At 64.4% G+C, this 14,950-nt stretch carries 19 protein-coding genes; 14 read left to right on the forward strand and 5 right to left on the reverse strand.

Features of this window, described 5'->3' with window-relative positions:
* Position 1 precedes the first annotated feature (1 nt).
* The 6 genes from MKK65_RS13955 to MKK65_RS13980 all read left to right on the forward strand — a co-directional run bounded on the left by MKK65_RS13955 (position 2) and on the right by MKK65_RS13980 (position 4,442).
* Positions 2–1,249, forward strand: a complete 1,248-nt coding sequence (locus MKK65_RS13955) for a tyrosine-type recombinase/integrase (protein WP_243958299.1) — start codon at positions 2–4, stop codon at positions 1,247–1,249.
* Positions 1,246–2,142, forward strand: coding sequence for a hypothetical protein (locus MKK65_RS13960; RefSeq protein ID WP_243958301.1), 897 nt, complete (start codon positions 1,246–1,248; stop codon positions 2,140–2,142). The genes MKK65_RS13955 and MKK65_RS13960 overlap by 4 nt, the downstream gene beginning before the upstream one ends.
* 103 nt (positions 2,143–2,245) lie before the next feature.
* Positions 2,246–2,458: a helix-turn-helix transcriptional regulator gene (locus MKK65_RS13965; protein WP_243958303.1), complete on the forward strand. Its 213-nt coding sequence runs from the start codon at positions 2,246–2,248 to the stop codon at positions 2,456–2,458.
* A gap of 3 nt (positions 2,459–2,461) precedes the next feature.
* On the forward strand, positions 2,462–2,662 hold the full coding sequence (locus MKK65_RS13970) for a hypothetical protein (protein ID WP_243958305.1): 201 nt from the start codon (positions 2,462–2,464) through the stop codon (positions 2,660–2,662).
* Positions 2,659–2,952 (forward strand): hypothetical protein, encoded by a 294-nt coding sequence (locus MKK65_RS13975; RefSeq protein ID WP_243958307.1) that lies wholly within the window; start codon positions 2,659–2,661, stop codon positions 2,950–2,952. The genes MKK65_RS13970 and MKK65_RS13975 overlap by 4 nt, the downstream gene beginning before the upstream one ends.
* Complete coding sequence (locus MKK65_RS13980) at positions 2,949–4,442, forward strand: YfjI family protein (protein ID WP_279596706.1); 1,494 nt, start codon at positions 2,949–2,951, stop codon at positions 4,440–4,442. Before MKK65_RS13975 ends, MKK65_RS13980 begins: the two co-directional genes overlap by 4 nt.
* A gap of 850 nt (positions 4,443–5,292) precedes the next feature.
* Here the strand turns inward: MKK65_RS13980 and MKK65_RS13985 are convergent.
* Positions 5,293–5,661: a hypothetical protein gene (locus MKK65_RS13985; RefSeq protein ID WP_243958311.1), complete on the reverse strand. Its 369-nt coding sequence runs from the start codon at positions 5,659–5,661 to the stop codon at positions 5,293–5,295.
* 269 nt (positions 5,662–5,930) lie between these two features.
* The gene (locus MKK65_RS13990; RefSeq protein WP_058194971.1) at positions 5,931–6,176 is read right to left on the reverse strand and encodes a hypothetical protein; all 246 of its coding nucleotides are present in this window, start codon (positions 6,174–6,176) and stop codon (positions 5,931–5,933) included.
* Positions 6,177–6,310: 134 nt separating this feature from the next.
* Between MKK65_RS13990 and MKK65_RS13995 the strand changes: the two genes are divergently transcribed.
* A complete protein-coding gene (locus MKK65_RS13995; protein ID WP_058194970.1) occupies positions 6,311–6,499 on the forward strand; it encodes a hypothetical protein in 189 nt (62 codons plus the stop codon).
* Positions 6,500–6,855: 356 nt separating this feature from the next.
* On the opposite strand, the gene MKK65_RS14000 is transcribed toward MKK65_RS13995, so the two are convergent.
* Both MKK65_RS14000 and MKK65_RS14005 read right to left on the reverse strand, forming a co-directional pair.
* Positions 6,856–7,107 (reverse strand): PilZ domain-containing protein, encoded by a 252-nt coding sequence (locus MKK65_RS14000; protein ID WP_058194969.1) that lies wholly within the window; start codon positions 7,105–7,107, stop codon positions 6,856–6,858.
* Positions 7,108–7,200: 93 nt separating this feature from the next.
* Positions 7,201–7,437 carry a hypothetical protein gene (locus MKK65_RS14005; protein ID WP_243958313.1) on the reverse strand — a complete coding sequence of 79 codons (237 nt, stop codon included), beginning with the start codon at positions 7,435–7,437 and terminating at the stop codon, positions 7,201–7,203.
* A 272-nt stretch (positions 7,438–7,709) separates the two neighbouring features.
* Between MKK65_RS14005 and MKK65_RS31550 the strand changes: the two genes are divergently transcribed.
* From MKK65_RS31550 to MKK65_RS14035, 7 genes are all read left to right on the forward strand, one after another.
* Positions 7,710–7,928: a ribbon-helix-helix protein, CopG family gene (locus MKK65_RS31550; protein ID WP_147899139.1), complete on the forward strand. Its 219-nt coding sequence runs from the start codon at positions 7,710–7,712 to the stop codon at positions 7,926–7,928.
* Positions 7,929–7,930: 2 nt separating this feature from the next.
* Positions 7,931–8,743 (forward strand): hypothetical protein, encoded by an 813-nt coding sequence (locus tag MKK65_RS14010; protein WP_243958315.1) that lies wholly within the window; start codon positions 7,931–7,933, stop codon positions 8,741–8,743.
* 2 nt (positions 8,744–8,745) lie between these two features.
* A complete protein-coding gene (locus MKK65_RS14015; RefSeq protein ID WP_243958318.1) occupies positions 8,746–8,997 on the forward strand; it encodes a hypothetical protein in 252 nt (83 codons plus the stop codon).
* Positions 8,998–9,228: 231 nt separating this feature from the next.
* Positions 9,229–9,435: a hypothetical protein gene (locus MKK65_RS14020; RefSeq protein WP_243958319.1), complete on the forward strand. Its 207-nt coding sequence runs from the start codon at positions 9,229–9,231 to the stop codon at positions 9,433–9,435.
* 234 nt (positions 9,436–9,669) lie between these two features.
* Positions 9,670–10,206 (forward strand): hypothetical protein, encoded by a 537-nt coding sequence (locus MKK65_RS14025; protein WP_243958321.1) that lies wholly within the window; start codon positions 9,670–9,672, stop codon positions 10,204–10,206.
* A 1-nt stretch (position 10,207) separates the two neighbouring features.
* Positions 10,208–11,323, forward strand: coding sequence for a phage baseplate assembly protein (locus MKK65_RS14030; RefSeq protein ID WP_243958323.1), 1,116 nt, complete (start codon positions 10,208–10,210; stop codon positions 11,321–11,323).
* Between the two features lie 27 nt (positions 11,324–11,350).
* Entirely contained in the window at positions 11,351–13,879 is a 2,529-nt protein-coding gene (locus MKK65_RS14035) for a hypothetical protein (protein ID WP_243958325.1), read from the forward strand.
* Positions 13,880–13,891: 12 nt separating this feature from the next.
* Here MKK65_RS14035 and MKK65_RS14040 read toward each other — a convergent pair whose 3' ends face one another.
* Complete coding sequence (locus tag MKK65_RS14040) at positions 13,892–14,275, reverse strand: hypothetical protein (protein WP_243958327.1); 384 nt, start codon at positions 14,273–14,275, stop codon at positions 13,892–13,894.
* Between the last annotated feature and the right edge of the window lie 675 nt (positions 14,276–14,950).

Here is a 14,950-nt window from a genome sequence, read left to right on the forward strand (position 1 = left end):
GGTGGTCGCAAAGGTCCTGACCATGCAGAGTGTCGAACGCCATAAGCCGCAGTCAGCGGGCCGGGTCGAGATCCCCGACGCCGCCCTGCCCGGCTTCTATCTCGTCGTGCAGCCGAGCGGTGCGAAGTCCTGGGCCGTGCGCTACCGCTTCGGCGGCAAGACTCGGAAATTCACGATCGGCCCCTACCCGCTGTTCGATCTGGGATCGGCGCGTGCTGCCGCCCGAGAGGCGCTGCAGATGGCGGCGCGCGGTCGAGATCCGGTCCTAGAGAAGAAAGCCGCCGTGGAGGCCGCCCAGGCGGCCGAGCGCGACACCGTCCGGGTGATCGCCGCGGAGTACGTCGAGCGTCACCTCAAGCCGAACAGCAAGCCTCGCTACGCCGCTGAGGCCGAGGCGCTGCTTCGCAACCACGTCGTCGCCCGTTGGGGTGACCGCCGCATCGGTGAGATCACCCGGAAGGACGCCATCGCCCTCACGGATGCGCTCACGGACGCTGGTATGGGTGTCGGGGCCAACCGCGTGTTCTCGGCGGCCCGTGCTCTGTTCAACTGGGCACTGGAGAGAGAGGTCATCGAGACCACACCGTTCCTCCGGCTCAAGCCACCGTTGGCCGAGGCAAGCCGAGATCGCGTGCTCAGCGATGCCGAGGTGCGCCTTGTTTGGCGGGCAGCGGATCGGATCGGCTACCCGTTCGGAACGCTCGTGCAGCTCCTGCTGCTGACAGCCCAGCGGCGTGACGAGGTCGCGCGCATGACCTGGGCCGAGGTTGACGCAGACGGCTTGTGGACGCTGCCGGCCGCGCGGACAAAGAACAGCCGGGAGCATCTGGTGCCCCTACCTTTCTCGGCCTGCGAGATCCTGGTGACCGCGCCGCGCATCGCTGGCCGAGCCGGCTTCGTCCTGACCACCGACGGCGCGACCGCGTCGAGCAATTTCGCGAAGAACAAGGCGAAGCTCGATGCCGTGATCATGGAGATCGCTCGGCAGGAGGCCGTGGACGCTGGCCACGACCCCGAAGGCGTCGATTTCGCTCCCTGGCGTCTGCACGATCTGCGACGCACCGGCAGCACCGGCATGGCCCGCCTCCGTCAACCGATCCACGTCACCGAGGCGGTGTTGAATCACGCCACCGGGGCCGTGAGCGGCGTGGCCGCCGTCTACAACAAGTATCAGTACCTCGATGAGAAGCGGGCGGCGCTGGAGGCATGGGCAGCGCACGTTGGTGATCTGACCGGAGGCACCCAGTGACCGACGATTTTGACATCGTGGAATACCTGAAAGGTCAGCTGCGGCAGGATCCGAACAACCAGCATCTGAAGCAGCTCATTCGGAGCACTCGTCGGCGGCAGGAGGCCTTCGGGGACAGAGCGAGGCCGCCTAGCAGCACGTTCCAGGCGGCGCAGACCCGATTGCTAGCAGACGAACTCGTCCCTTCGTCCCAGCCACAAATGCCCAACGGCCGCCTCCCGATTGATCTGGAAGTCGGCCAACTCATTGATGATGGACATATCCGGATTATCACGCCGGAGCAGCAAGCTGCGGGTGAGGAAGGTATGACGCACTCCGATGCGCTTTGGGGCGGCCGCCAAAGCGTTGTCGATGGATGTCGCTGGGCCGACTATTATGCACGGTACAAGCTCGGAACGGAGCCTTCGGCAAAGGCGGCTGCCAAAATAGCGCTAGCGGACGCGAAGTCGATTTCTGCAATGCTGGCAGATTTTATAGCTGCGCATGCAATCGACCTTTCTGCTGGCCGCTATACCGCCCCCGGGGCACGAGCGACGGCCGCGCAAAACAACTTATCCTTGGAAGTAGATACTCTGCGCAACGCTCATGATGCTCTGCTACGCATCGTAGATCGGTTGACACCGGAAGCTATCGATACTGGCGGTCGACCGGGCGATCCTTGGCGTGTTGGTTTTGTGTTCGGGATTTCGCAGGGCTGGACAATGCTGACCCGATTGAAGATCTCGGCCAAAGACAGCGCTCGCTTTGTTGGCTTCGTTGCTAGTGGCGCGGCCAGTTTGAGCGATGGGCTGAAAGATAACAGCGACGCTTGGACTAGTGCAATCAAGACTGCGGCTAAAGCGTTTGAATTAGCCGAAGATGGCTTAACCTGGGTGCGCCGACCAGGACCGTAGCTTCAGGGGGTAAAACCTACCCCTTAAAATCGCGTAGGTTTCGACCTCCCATCTCGGCCTCCAATCTACTCATCGTGAGCGTGCCCTAACAAGGAGCCACGCAATGCCACTTGCTGTCACAAATTCCAACGAAGACTTGCTGCCGACCACGATCACCCGCGCCCGCTACGGCGTGTCGGACATGACGATCTTCCGGTGGCTGGCCGACCCGAAACTTGAATTTCCCCAGCCGATCCGCATCAACGGGCGCCGCTACTGGCGGCTGGCCGACCTGCAGGCCTTCGAGGCCCGACAGGCCAAGAAGGAGGCCGCATAAGCCATGAAGCAGAAAACCCGCGCACAGCGCGGGCTGCGGCGGGTCTCTAAGAATGTCTTCTGCCAGGTCGACATTCAAAGAGATACGCCAGCCCAAGCGCTCCGACAAGACTACCTCGCCGCCCGCTTCGGTCTGACGCCGTCCGTGGCCAACTTAGTCGCCGAACTGGCGTTCACGACCACCGATCGTTGGGGGCGCCAGTGACCGCCCCAACCCTCAACCCCAACGACTACGCCTATGGCGACCCGGACAAGTACCGGGCTCATATTTCCGAGCTGATGGCCCTCGTCAGCATGCGTGCCAACATGGCCGGCGACTATGCGGCCATGCGCGACGACGCCGGCCTCCGGTACTCGATGAAATGCGCCGCGGCCGAATTCCGTGCCGCCCTCAACCTGCTCGGTGATCTGACCGAGCAGTTGGAACGCGAGCGCCAGCGGCGTCAGCCCGCGCCTGCCTCCCACACCCACTCGAATCAGGAGGCGTGCGTATGAGAGCGCATCATTTCGCCGCCGAACTTGATCGGCTACCCCCTAATGGACAGGACAATTACGGCCGAGTCCAGTTGGAACGGCTACCGCTGTTCCCACCCCTGCCGCCTGCCGAGCCGTACCCACTAGATGCGCTTGGCCCGATCCTCGGTGAAGCCGCCCGTGCCATCGCCCGCAAGGTTCAGGCTCCGGCCGCTATCGCCGCCCAGTCGGTGCTCGCCGCCGCCTCGCTGGCTGCGCAGGCCCATGCCGACGTTCGCATGCCTTATGGGCAACGCCGGCCGCTGAGCCTCTATCTCGTCAGCAGCGCCTTCTCTGGTGACCGAAAGACCACCACAGACAACGAGGCGCTGTGGTCGGTCTGCCGGCGCGAGGATGCGCTGCAGGAAACCCACGGCCGCGCCTATCAGGACTGGACGGTCACGCATGCCGCTTGGTCGGCCGAGAAGAAAAAGATCGAGAACGATCGGAAGCTGGTTTTTGAGGCTCGCAAGGTTTTGCTGACGGAACTCGGCCCCGAACCGCAAGCGCCAGTGTGGCCGGTGCTCACCTCCGCCGAGCCAACCTTCGAAGGCTTAGTGAAGAGCTGGCCCAACATGCCGCCCGCACTCGGGGTGTTCACAGCCGAGGGCGGCCAGTTCACCGCTGGGCACGGGATGGCGGCCGAAAACCGCCTCCGCACAGCGGCTGGGTTCTCCATCCTTTGGGACGGCAAGCCGGTCACGCGGGTGCGGGCTCTTGATGGGGTGTCGATTCTGAAGGGGCGGCGCCTGGCCATGCACCTGATGGTGCAGCCCGACGCGGCGGCGGCCTTCCTATCGGATCCGGTGTTGCGGGACCAAGGCCTGCTGTCGCGAATCCTCGTGGCAGCCCCTGACAGCATCGCCGGCACGCGACTGTTTCGCACCGTGACGACGGACGATGCCGATCAGATCCGCCGCTACCACGCCTGTATGCTGAACCTATTGGAGAAGGCCCCGGAGGCAGACCGGGTGCAGGGCCTGATGCCGCGTGAGCTCACGATGAGCACCACTGCCGAGGACCGGTGGCGCGACTTCTACAACTGGATTGAGGAGCGCTGCGGTGCCGGCGGCGACCTTCGTCCGATCCGGGACTTCGCGGCCAAGGCTGCCGAGCATGCTGCACGGATCGCCGGAGTGCTGGCTATCGTGGCGGATGAGCACGCGTCGCAGATCTCAGCCGAGATCATGACCGCGGCCGTGCGCCTGACGACTTGGTACACCGACGAGGCTTTGCGCCTTCAGCAGGCGTGCCGGACCGATCCGACGCTTCTCCGGGCGAAGGCTCTGTTGGACTGGCTCGGCAACCGCAACGAGGCGGCGGTTAAGTTCAGCGACGTGCTTCGGCTCGGCCCGGCACCGACCCGCACGAAGAAGGAAGCCGATGCCGCCGTCCGCACTCTGATCGAGCACAACCTCGTGGAGGAAGTGAGCGAGCGCCCGCGCCTGATCCGGGTGGCCGGGCGGACGTGAGTGAAACTTCGGAAATCAGCATGCTCGCTGCGAAGATTGCGAAATCTGCGAAAGTTCACGTTCTGAACCTGCGGACTTTCGCAAAATTCGCAAGTTTCGCACGGGGCACCTGCAAAACCGCGAATTTGGGAACCTCGCCATGACCCCGGCGGAACGCGACCGCTTCGAGAAGTGCCTCGCTCTGGCCAAGCGCGGGGCTACAGCCGGCGAACGGGCTGCCGGCCTCGCCGCCGCCGAGCGCGTTGCCGCGTCTGTCGGCATGACACTATCGGAAGCCAAGGCTGCCGTCGGTGTCTCTCGGCCAGCCCCGCCAAGAATGGATTGGCCGCACCCACCACCTCGCACGGCACGGAGGACCCCGCCCAGGGCGAAACCTAAGCGGCCCGTGAAGCCGCCGACCCTGGAGGAGGTGCTTCGGCAGAGGGCTGAAGCTGATGCGGAACGGCGCCGAGCAGCCGCTGCGGCGGATCGTAGGCTGCTGAAGGAATTGGCCGAGCAGGCCGCCTACGAGGCTCAGCAGCGGGGGCTGCAAGCCGAGCGTGATCGGGAGTGGGCGGCGGCCCGGATGGAGCGACGTGCTTGATTCCGAGTATCGATCGCCGCACTCGGTCTACCAACCGATTGGCATCATCACGAAATAGAGCACCACCATCGCGGCCCCCAATCCCAGGACTGCCGATACCCCAAGCGGGTTGATCATGATCAGCTGCCGAGCGCGATCAAGCATTGGTATTATCCATTGTGTGATGAGCGGGGGAAACCGGCGGCAGACGCCATAGGTCCACCCTGTTTCGGCCTGCGTCCTTACGCCTTTACTCGGGTTGGAATGCTGGACTGTTCGGCCATCCGCTCAGATACCGACGCTGGCTGCGCCTGCATCAGCAGCCTGCTTGACGGTGGCGCCGTCGCGCAGCGCCGTAGCTATGACAGCCGATGCTGTGTCGATTGCCTCAGCTCGCTCATCTCCGAAGTCGCGCGCGTTGTTCTTCTCGGAGCCCATTCGGGCATGGTAATTATCCGGGAAGCGGTTGCTCATGCGCGTCTTCAGGATATTCGTAGCGGCGCGATAGTCACCGTCGAAGTTTCTGCCCCTACTCTGGTTGCGGCTTTCTTGGCCGCGAACTTCGCCCTCGCCCGCTGCAGAGGAGCTTCTCCGCGCTTCACCTCCGCCGGAGAAGAACTGGGTAACCCTGGAGATCAGCCAACTGATGAAGTTCATCGGGGCGTCCTAAGCGGGCAGCAGCGCATGCGCCCCATCGGACACTGCAACGCAGCTCCCTCGACTTCGGACTACGAGGTGCGGCTATGACAGCCGCCGTGCAGAGGGCCGAGCGGAAGCTCACTCCATCTGCGCGCGGTCTTCGTGGTCATCCCCGGCTTGCTGGTCCATCGCTGGTCTCCCTCGCCGACGGGTCAACCGACCATGGTTGGATCGAGTCGCGCTCATCCATAGGGGACCGGCATGGTTAATGATTCCTTCCACCTCTGTCAGGTGGCCGGATCTTCCACCACAGGTACAGCGAAGAACTTGAACGGATCCTCGGCCATCCCTTCCTGCGCATCCATCGCGTCCGCGCAGTGCTGGCTCTCTATCGGTGTCGAGAGCCGATGCGTGAATGTGGCGTTCGGAGTTTCCGCTCGGGCAGTCTCAATCTGACGTTCAAGATCGCCATCGTGTGTGGCATGGCAGAACATCCAGGGCTCGCCGTTCTTATCGATCGTCACGTAGGCCAAGTTTCACCTCCAGAGTGTTCGGGAGGGGCAACGCGGCAGAACGCGATTAGGCAGCGGGGGATCGACGCGGTGACATGCCGCCTGTTCGCGCATAGCCTCAGCACGAGCCCGTAGCCCGCTTTAAGGAATCGCTGGTGTTCGTCCCACCCGATCAGCGATCCGTCCCGCCACCGTGGGAGCCGCCGCGGAAACCATCTCGGGATGCCAAGCGGGCTGAGAACGCCGCCGTCACACTTATCATCCTGATTTCGATCCTCGGGCTGTTCGCGCCGATCGCCGGCGGCACGCTGATCGCGGTGATCGCCGCCCTGTTTGGACACTGAAGATCCGAGCCGCCTTCGCCGTACTCAAACCATCACATTGACGACTTGGCCTGCTACGGCGCCAGCAGCGGGATTAGAGACCGGCGGTGCTGGCGGGGGCGCCGGCTTGTCGATCACAACGGCCATAGACTGCTTGCCGTTCAGGGGCATGCCGGCTCGGATCGCCTCTGTCTCCGCAGCCCGGATCATGCCGAAATAATTGTTAGACGAGACGCTAATCATAAAATGCGACTCCAATTCAGCACAGACTGAATGAGGCCGATTAAAGTGGTGTTAAAGCGCCCAGTACACTACAATCGTATTCAAAGTACACTTAGGGTCCGCGGGGCGGGACGCTGGTGGCGCTGCCAGATCCGTCACTCCATAAGGTCGGTCAAAGCCCCGATCTCATTCGAGCTTTTCCAGACCGTCTCGCAGCCGATCACCTTCTCGGTGGCATCGAACGTCAGCGTGAACTTGTCCGGCACACGCTCGGTGCCGTCCAATCTGACCCGCACACCCCACTTCGAGATGTCGTGGATCACGCATGGGATCGCCACGTCACCAGGCACAGCGATGTGCCCGATCATGTTGATGGAAACGCGGCGGGCAGTTCGCTGATTGTCCATGGGGCACTCACGTAAAGCGGAGTATCCTGCAGGGCGAATACGCTACAAACCGTTCCTCAATTCCATCGAATTGACCACGCACCTGGCGCCTTGTCAGTTTTGCCGGCTTGGCATCCAACGGGACAGGAAGCGGGGTGACCGAACGACGTTGGTCTCGTCGCGGTCCGACGGCTCCCCATCCGGCAGCAGCGACGCGATCAGCTGCAGAAGGCTGTCCCGCTCTTGGCCATGGAACAGGACCAGGAAGGAACCGAGGTCCAGTTCGACCTCCGGCTCATCGTCCGAGGGGCGGTGGACCACATAAGGCTGCCCCGTATTCAGATCTCGCATCAGTGACCAACGGTCTCCGGCGGATCCAACGTGAAACTCTTTAGCCACCCGCGGCGCCTGATCAATCATAGCTCCTCGACGCAAAACTGTATCCCTAAGGTGCGGCATATTGGCGTGAAAATCTGGGCGGAAATATAACATAACGCAACAGTGGACAACTAAGGACGACAGCGGTGGATCGCAGCGATTTGGGTCCTTGCCTCCAATGGCTTGCCGTGTCGCGATAGACGACCCATCGTCTGGCTACGCAGTGACTGAGGCGTAGCCACATCATGACGAATTCTCTCCGACGAGACGCATTGCTTCGGTTCAAGGTCGAGACTGATCTCGCCCGCGCCGTCGAAACCACCGCCCGGCATCGCGGCCAGACCATGTCGGAGTTCGTGCGCCAGAGCGTCCGCGCGCACCTCGCCCGTCACGGCGTTCGGCTCAGTCCCGACGACGGCCCACGCACGCCTCCGGCCGCTCCCGCTCTCCGTCAGGCAGCTTGAGGATGGTCGGCATGCAGTACGTCAACATCCGCCACAACAATCACGACGGTAACGTCGCGCCGCACGTCAGCTTGGGTCGTAGCTACATTGACCGTCTGCCGGTGGCAGTGCCGGTCGGACCCCGGACTGCCGCACAGATCATAGCGGACCGTGACCTCGCTCAAGCCGAGCGCGAGGCCTTACAGGCATCCCGTTCCGACGTGCTGGTGAACGGCTCGGTCGAGGATCTGCTTGCCCTCGACACCCGCATCGCGTTGGCGAAGGCGAAGCAGGATCAGGCCGAGGCGCAGCACGCCGCCGCAGTGATCGCCGAGGCCGCCGCGAAGGCCGAGAATGAGACCGAGCAGACCCGCCGCAAAGCTCTGCGCAAGGTCGGCTTGAAGGCCAGCGCCGAGGCCGGCAAGCTCGCCGAGCGGTACGTCGTCATGGCTCAGGAGATGGCCGGGTTGCTCAGCCAGTTGCGCGGGCACGAGCGGGCAATCGCCGAGGCGAACCAGAACCTGCCTGACGGCGCCGAGCCTGTGTCGCCCGGCGAACCGTTCAACGGCACCGCAGGCACGTCTACCCGCTACGAGACCTCACACGACCTCGTCTGGGTCGACAGCCGCGACGGCTCCCGTGCGAGCGCGATGGCTGGCGCCGACCTACGGCACCGTGCGGCGAAGCGGATCGAGAAGCAGGTCTGCATCCCCGGCACGCCCGGCGAGCCGCACATCCCGCTGTCCCATCGCGTCACGCTGCCCGGCCTCGGCCGCGATGCTCCGCGCATCTGGGGCGGCATTCCCTCTCCCATCACTTCCGACACGGGACGCTGAGCATGAGCATTGATCGACAGAACCCCGGCGAGCACGCCGCCTTCTGGCGCCATGTCCTCAATAAGCCTGAGCCGGTGACCGCTGAGCGCAAGCCGACCCAGGCTGAACGCCTTGCGGCGTGGTCGGCGGAGAACCGCCAGAACGAAGCCAAGGGCACTCAGACTCGCGCGATCGTCGCGACTCCCGGTGTCGCCTACAAAGTCGGTGCCGAGCGCTTCGCCATGGACGGCACCCGCTGGAAGCGCGTGGCCTGACACGGAATTGCGTGGGCCAGACCCGCAAGGGCCTCCTTCACCCACGCCGTTGAGGGCGATGCAGCAGCCCAACAGCGACAAGCCAGCCTGTCCCTTGCCTCGAATGCCATGGACCCGGGGATACCAAGGCCGGCGCAACTGCGCCCCGTCGACCAAGCGACGGACCATCGGAGACCGCGGCGGTGTAGTGGCCTGCTGCGGTCTCCTCACCCGACAGTCTGGAGAGCCATCATGGCCAACACCCCGCCGAACCCGACCGACGCTCAGATGCTCGCCGTCTACAACGACCTCGCCAACGCGATGATGAGCAAGGATCCCGGAGACGCGCGCAGCGTCGGTATGGCCGGCTGGCCGAGCGTCGGCGACACGAAGGTCATTGATGGCCACACCATGCGCTGGACTGGCCAGACTTGGTCACGGGCCGACGCGGTGACCTGATGGCGATCGGCAAGGATGCGGTGAGCGACCGTCCCTCACTGCCAGAGGGTGGGACCCAACGGGGATCTCCGCACGGAGGGTGCCCTGATGCAGGTTCTTGGGTCCCTGTTCGGGAGGGGGGGAAGCCGAGGGTCCGCGCGAGTTTGATATCTCCGCAGGTATCAACTTTTGCAGCGCGTTTCGCTTCGCAGTCTCAAATCAAATTTGACATCGTAGCTTCGAGGAAACTGGCCGTTGAAAGCGAAATCCGCCACCGTTGATGCCGCCGCCGACGCCGCGCTGATGGTGCCGGTAACGACGATCGCACACGTGCTCGACCTGACGACCCGTCGCGTTCAGCAGCTCGTGGCAGAGGACGTGCTGCCGAAGGAGGAGCGCGGCCGCTATCCGCTGATCCCGGTGGTGCGGGCCTACATCGCCCACCTCAAGGCTACGCCCGAGATCCCGGCTGGCAATCTCGACCCGGCTCAGGAGCGCGCCCGGAAGGATCGGGCGCTCGCCATCTCGGCCGAGATCAAGAACGACATCGCGACCGGCAGGGTGGTGCTGATCGGTGACGCCATCGCGATCATGACCGGCGGCCTGTCGAGGGTGCGCAACAAGATCCTGGGTTTGGCCTCGCGGGTGGCTCCCAGGCTGGTGATGCAGCGAGAGGCCGAGCCAATCCGGGCGCTGCTCTACGACGAACTGGTGGCCATCCTGGAGGAGCTGTCGGTCGAGCACGACGTGCAGCGTCTGGCCGGCGACGGCGCTGGTCGAGAGGCTGCCTGACATGCCCAAGCCGCAAGAAGTCGCCTCCATCAAGGTGAAGGGCAAGAACTACTTGAATTGGCAGACCGTGTCGGTCACCCGGTCTGGGGTCGAGCTGTTCCCGAAGTTCGCCTTCACCGCAGCCGCGCCGGCTGAGACCGCCCCGAACTTTGCCGACCTGAAGCTCGGGATCGGCGATCCTTGCGAGGTTATCCTCGGCGGTCGCCAGGCAGTCTCGGAGGGGCGCATCACCGGCAGGCAGCCCGCCTTCGACGCCCGGGAGCACGGCCTGCAGATCACCGGCACGACCCGCTCGCAGGTGGTCGCCCGCAGCACCGTCGACCATGAGAAGGGCGAATTTAAAAACTACTCGCTGAGCCAGATCGCCAGCGCCGTACTCAAGCCCTACGGCGTGAAGTTCAGCCTGAAGGGCGACACGTCCGGTGCAGACAAGGCGTTCCCAAAGGTCAACGTTCAGGTTGGCGAGACGGTTTTTGAGTTCATTGAACGCCTGTGTCGCTTCCGGAACATCTACCTGTTGCCTGGACAGGGCGCTGACATCGTCGGCTACAGGCTGAAGGCCCAAGCCGGAGCCATCGCTGAGCTGGAGGAAGGCCGCAACATCCTCGGGGCGTCTGCGGTCTTTGATTACGGGGACGCTTTTTCCGAAATCCAGTCCATCGGCCAACAGCCGGGCAACGATCAGACCTTCGGCGACGCCGCTCGGGACGTGACCGCGACAGTGAAGAACTCGGCAGTCACGGAGCATGCGCCGCTCCGCCTAATTGCGGAGATGCCAGGTGACCAGGCCGACATGCGGATGCGGGCGCAACACGAGAACGGCTTCAGTCTCGCCAACCAGATCAATGTGAACGTCAAGGTCCAGGGCTGGTTCAAGGACCAGAACAGCCTCTGGCTCGAACACATCGGCGATGTCGTGTCGGTCTACTCGCCGATGCTGTTCACCAAGGACCGCATGCAGCTGGCGATCCAGGCTGTGACCGCGAGCCAGGGCCCGCAGGGCACCACCACCGATATCAGCCTCGTCCTGCCGGAAGCCTTCAACGGCGGTGGCCAGACTCAATCCAGCGCCGGCCAGGGTGGTTCCGGCGGCACCCCGGCGGGGCTCTACACCTGAGCGCCCGCACAGACATAGGAGGCCGCCATGGCCGATGAAGCCTTGCGCATGCGCGCGGAAGTGGTCGACGCATTCAGCGGCCCTCTCAAGAGCCTGCGGTCTCAGCTCCTCGACGTGTCACGGCAGGGCGCCAGCCACGGCGAGACCTTGGCGAAGGGCATGGGCAAGGCCGAGGCCGCGATCCAGACCACGGCGCGCTCCGCGACCACGATCCTGAACCCCGCGCTGGCGACGGTCGGCATTACCGGTCTGACGGCCGGTGCAGCGGTCGCCGGGGTGGCGATGTCGCTGAACAAGCTCTCCAGCGGCTTGTCGAGCCTCGGGGCCCTAAGCCGGGAGACCGGCGTGGCGGCCGGTACGCTGCAGACCTTCGGCGCCGTGGCCCGCAAGTTCGGGCTGGAGCAGGACGCGGTCGCCGCCGGCACCAAGACCTTCGCCGGCAACATGCGGGAGTTCTCCCGCGGGATCGGTGAGACCTACCAGTGGATCAACCGGCAGGGCACCGACGCGGCTGGCCGGCAGGCTTTTCAGTCCTTCGCCAAGGACATCCGCGGGACGACCGACGAGGGCGAGAAGCTCCGCAAGAGCCTCACCTTCATGGAGACGATCAAGAACCCGGTCGAGCGCGGGATCTTCGCTCAGCACGTGTTCGGCAACGCCGACTTCGGGCGCATCGCCGACGGACACCTTGGCAAGCTGGCCGACGTGTGGAACGCGCATAAGCAGCGGCTCGGCCCGCTGGATCCGAAGGCCATCCTTCAGGCCGAGAAGTTCGAGCAGGCCATTGCCGACCTTCGCACCTCGATGCAGACCATCGGCACGACGATCGCCCGACAGGTACTGCCATACGCGTCCGAGTTCACGCAGTGGGTGGATGGCATCGCAAAGGATCAGCGCGGCGACTTCGTAAAGGGCCTACGCACCGGCCTGGAGGACATTAGCCGCGAGCTGAACGCCATCGACTGGAAGGGAGCCGGCGCCTCCGCGAAGGAGATGCTGGTCTCAACCACCATGCTGGTCCGCCCGCTCGCCGAGAGCGTGAAGGAGATCGCAGCGGCGATCCGTAGCTTCAACGAGGGCAAGTACGTCGAGTCGTTCCGGCACCTCGATGGTGGTAGCGGCCCGCTCGCCCGTCGCCTCGCTCCCCTGGCCGGTGACGATGAGATCGCAGCCCAGGAGAACGTCGACCGGCTGCGCAAGCTACGGGATGTGTCGAAAGATGCGTCGGACCACCTCATCGGTCGGACCCAACAGCGTATGGGCCTGATCGACGCCCCAGAGGCCGCGCAGCAGAAGCTCACGGCTGCCGAGGCCGAGTTGGCTCGCCTGAAGGCCCGCACGCCTGAGGAGCGCGACCGCGACTATAGGGAGTCGACGGAGAAGCTGCGTCGATCGATCGACGGCTTGTCCGAGCAGATGAAGGCACAGCAGGGTGCTACGGCTCAGAAATCGTCCGCTGATGGCGACGGGCCGTTCGGGGGCGCTCGGGTCCAGACGGCAGCCTACACGGGCGGTGCGGGCTTCCGACGGCCATCTGGGCTCGGTAGTGGTGCGAATTTGCCCGGCGTCGGTTCTGGGCCTGGCTACCGTGGTGAGCAGGGTGAGCGTGAGGCTGTTCGCGAGCAATTCCGCGAGCATCTGAAGCGGACGGTCCCAGGCTATAGCGGCGGCGACACGGTGCCGATCAGACCGGGGCAGACGGTGCCGCCTATGGATAGCGGCGGCTCTCGGTCGCCGGGCATCTCAGCCCGCGACATGCGCGACGTGAACCCGCAGATGGCCGAATACATCCGTCAATCCGCCTTGGCCCGCGGCATCGATCCCAACGTGGCGTTGCGTATTGCAAATTCCGAAGGCCTGCGCGGCTCGATCCCAGGCGTCAGGAACACGCCCGGCGACAAGGGCACGAGCTTTGGTCCCTTCCAGTTGCATTACGCCTCCCGGATCCCCGGCTTGAGGAACGGCGGCCTGGGCGATGCTTACACCCGAGCTACTGGGCATCACGCCAGCGATCCGAAGCACTGGCAGGAGCAGATCGACTTCGCCTTGGACCAAGCCCGGAAGGGCGGCTGGGGCCCATGGCATGGCCGGTACGGAGCCCGCATCGGTGTCTGGGATGGCATCGGGACGGTACGGCCCCAAGCGATGCCTAAGCCGGGCGACGGCACGCGCATCCCGCCGGTGACAGAGGGCGACTTCCTACCGAACGGCGCCCCGCGCGTGCTGAAGCCGAACAGCATGAAAGACGCCTCAGGCCTGACGATGGACGAGGCTAAGCGGCTCCGTGGCGGTCAGGCCGACGGCGAGGGTTGGGCGGCCCGGGAGAAGGCCCGCAAAGCCTTCGAGGCGATGCAGCAGGGTGAGGGCCGACTCGATGCCTCAGCCGGCCGTGCCGGTGTCGTGGCTGGCCCCAAGGTCGAGAACAATGGCAGCGTGGTGGTCAACGTGCAGAAGGCTGGGCCGGACGCGAAGGTCACGACCTCAGCCACCGGCAACCTCTTCCGCGACATCGTCCAGAACCATGGACGCCAGATGGCCAAGGCGGGCGGGGGCTGAGCCCCCAGCTCCTCAGCGACCGAGTCTGGCTGGGAGCACCGTCGGAGCGGAGCTCGACGCATTGGACGCAGCGAAGGAAGCTACGAAGCCCGCCAGGGAACGGATATCGTCCGGTTGGCGCGGATCACGCGCGACCGCAGCAGCCTCCCGTTCTAGCCGAAGGTTACAGGCCTTCGAGGGCAGACCGACATCCGGCGTGCAGGCATCGTGTCGGGCACAGGCTGCGTCCAAAGCGTCAATCGGCGGTAGCGGAGCATTGTTGCCCGGACCGCAGTAGTTGCCGTGGATGAGCAGTTTCGGCCCACCGTTGGCGGCCGGCTGTGCCAAGGATGGAGCGGCCCACGAGGCGATGAGGAAGACGGGGGCGGCGAGGCTGATGACGGTGCGCGTCAACATGGTGGAGACCCTCCAGCACCCACGCCTCATAGTCTCAACGGCGACGACGGTGCGAGATATGGTTAATCCCCACACACCATCTCGCGGTGTGCTCCGGAGCACTACCCCTATTTGGATGACGCTCCACTCGCGCGGCTGACATCGCGACAGCTCGCCAACCTCTTCCGCGACATCGTGCAGAACCACGGGCGGCAGATGGCGAAGGCGGAGTGAGACCCTCCCATCATCCAAAAGGGTGAAGCGGATCAGCGTCGGCCGAGCCATGCATAGCGCTCGAAGCCCAATGACTACTTCTGCCCGCCCGGCTCACTGGCGAGGCGGGTTTCTTTGCTGCACTGCAGCACTACAACTGTGTGCGGCGCCCGTCTCAACAGCTGGCGCCATCAGAGCCTCGGACTCCGCGGTGACACCTTTGTCCGAGGCTGAAAGCCCGCCCGATCCAGCATCGTGGCGGGCTTTCCTACGTCAGCAGTTGCGGTATGGTAACCGTGATTTTTGATTCCCGGAGTTTGCGATCACAACCTTCAGCCCCGCCGGCCCAGCCGCGCGGGGCTTTCTCGTTGGCGCGAGGCATCCTTCAATTGGGGGATGCGCCTCAGCTTCACGGACAGTTATTCGAGGCGCTCCCAAGCTAAATGGCAACTTAGCCGCCCGGGTTCCCCGGCGGGGCGTTTT

It is taken from the genome of Methylobacterium sp. J-001, assembly GCF_022829565.1.
Taxonomy (GTDB): Bacteria; Pseudomonadota; Alphaproteobacteria; order Rhizobiales; family Beijerinckiaceae; genus Methylobacterium.

Excerpts from the sequence above, each read along its gene's own strand:
- MKK65_RS14035 (WP_243958325.1), top strand. The coding sequence starts at position 11,351 with ATGGCCGATGAAGCCTTGCGCATGCGCGCGGAAGTGGTCGACGCATTC.
- MKK65_RS13965 (WP_243958303.1), top strand. The coding sequence starts at position 2,246 with ATGCCACTTGCTGTCACAAATTCCAACGAAGACTTGCTGCCGACCACG.
- MKK65_RS13985 (WP_243958311.1), bottom strand. The coding sequence starts at position 5,661 with ATGAACTTCATCAGTTGGCTGATCTCCAGGGTTACCCAGTTCTTCTCC.
- MKK65_RS14010 (WP_243958315.1), top strand. The coding sequence starts at position 7,931 with ATGGTCGGCATGCAGTACGTCAACATCCGCCACAACAATCACGACGGT.
- MKK65_RS14015 (WP_243958318.1), top strand. The coding sequence starts at position 8,746 with ATGAGCATTGATCGACAGAACCCCGGCGAGCACGCCGCCTTCTGGCGC.
- MKK65_RS31550 (WP_147899139.1), top strand. The coding sequence starts at position 7,710 with ATGACGAATTCTCTCCGACGAGACGCATTGCTTCGGTTCAAGGTCGAG.
- MKK65_RS14020 (WP_243958319.1), top strand. The coding sequence starts at position 9,229 with ATGGCCAACACCCCGCCGAACCCGACCGACGCTCAGATGCTCGCCGTC.
- MKK65_RS14040 (WP_243958327.1), bottom strand. The coding sequence starts at position 14,275 with ATGTTGACGCGCACCGTCATCAGCCTCGCCGCCCCCGTCTTCCTCATC.
- MKK65_RS14005 (WP_243958313.1), bottom strand. The coding sequence starts at position 7,437 with ATGCGAGATCTGAATACGGGGCAGCCTTATGTGGTCCACCGCCCCTCG.
- MKK65_RS13980 (WP_279596706.1), top strand. The coding sequence starts at position 2,949 with ATGAGAGCGCATCATTTCGCCGCCGAACTTGATCGGCTACCCCCTAAT.
- MKK65_RS13970 (WP_243958305.1), top strand. The coding sequence starts at position 2,462 with ATGAAGCAGAAAACCCGCGCACAGCGCGGGCTGCGGCGGGTCTCTAAG.
- MKK65_RS14030 (WP_243958323.1), top strand. The coding sequence starts at position 10,208 with ATGCCCAAGCCGCAAGAAGTCGCCTCCATCAAGGTGAAGGGCAAGAAC.
- MKK65_RS14000 (WP_058194969.1), bottom strand. The coding sequence starts at position 7,107 with ATGGACAATCAGCGAACTGCCCGCCGCGTTTCCATCAACATGATCGGG.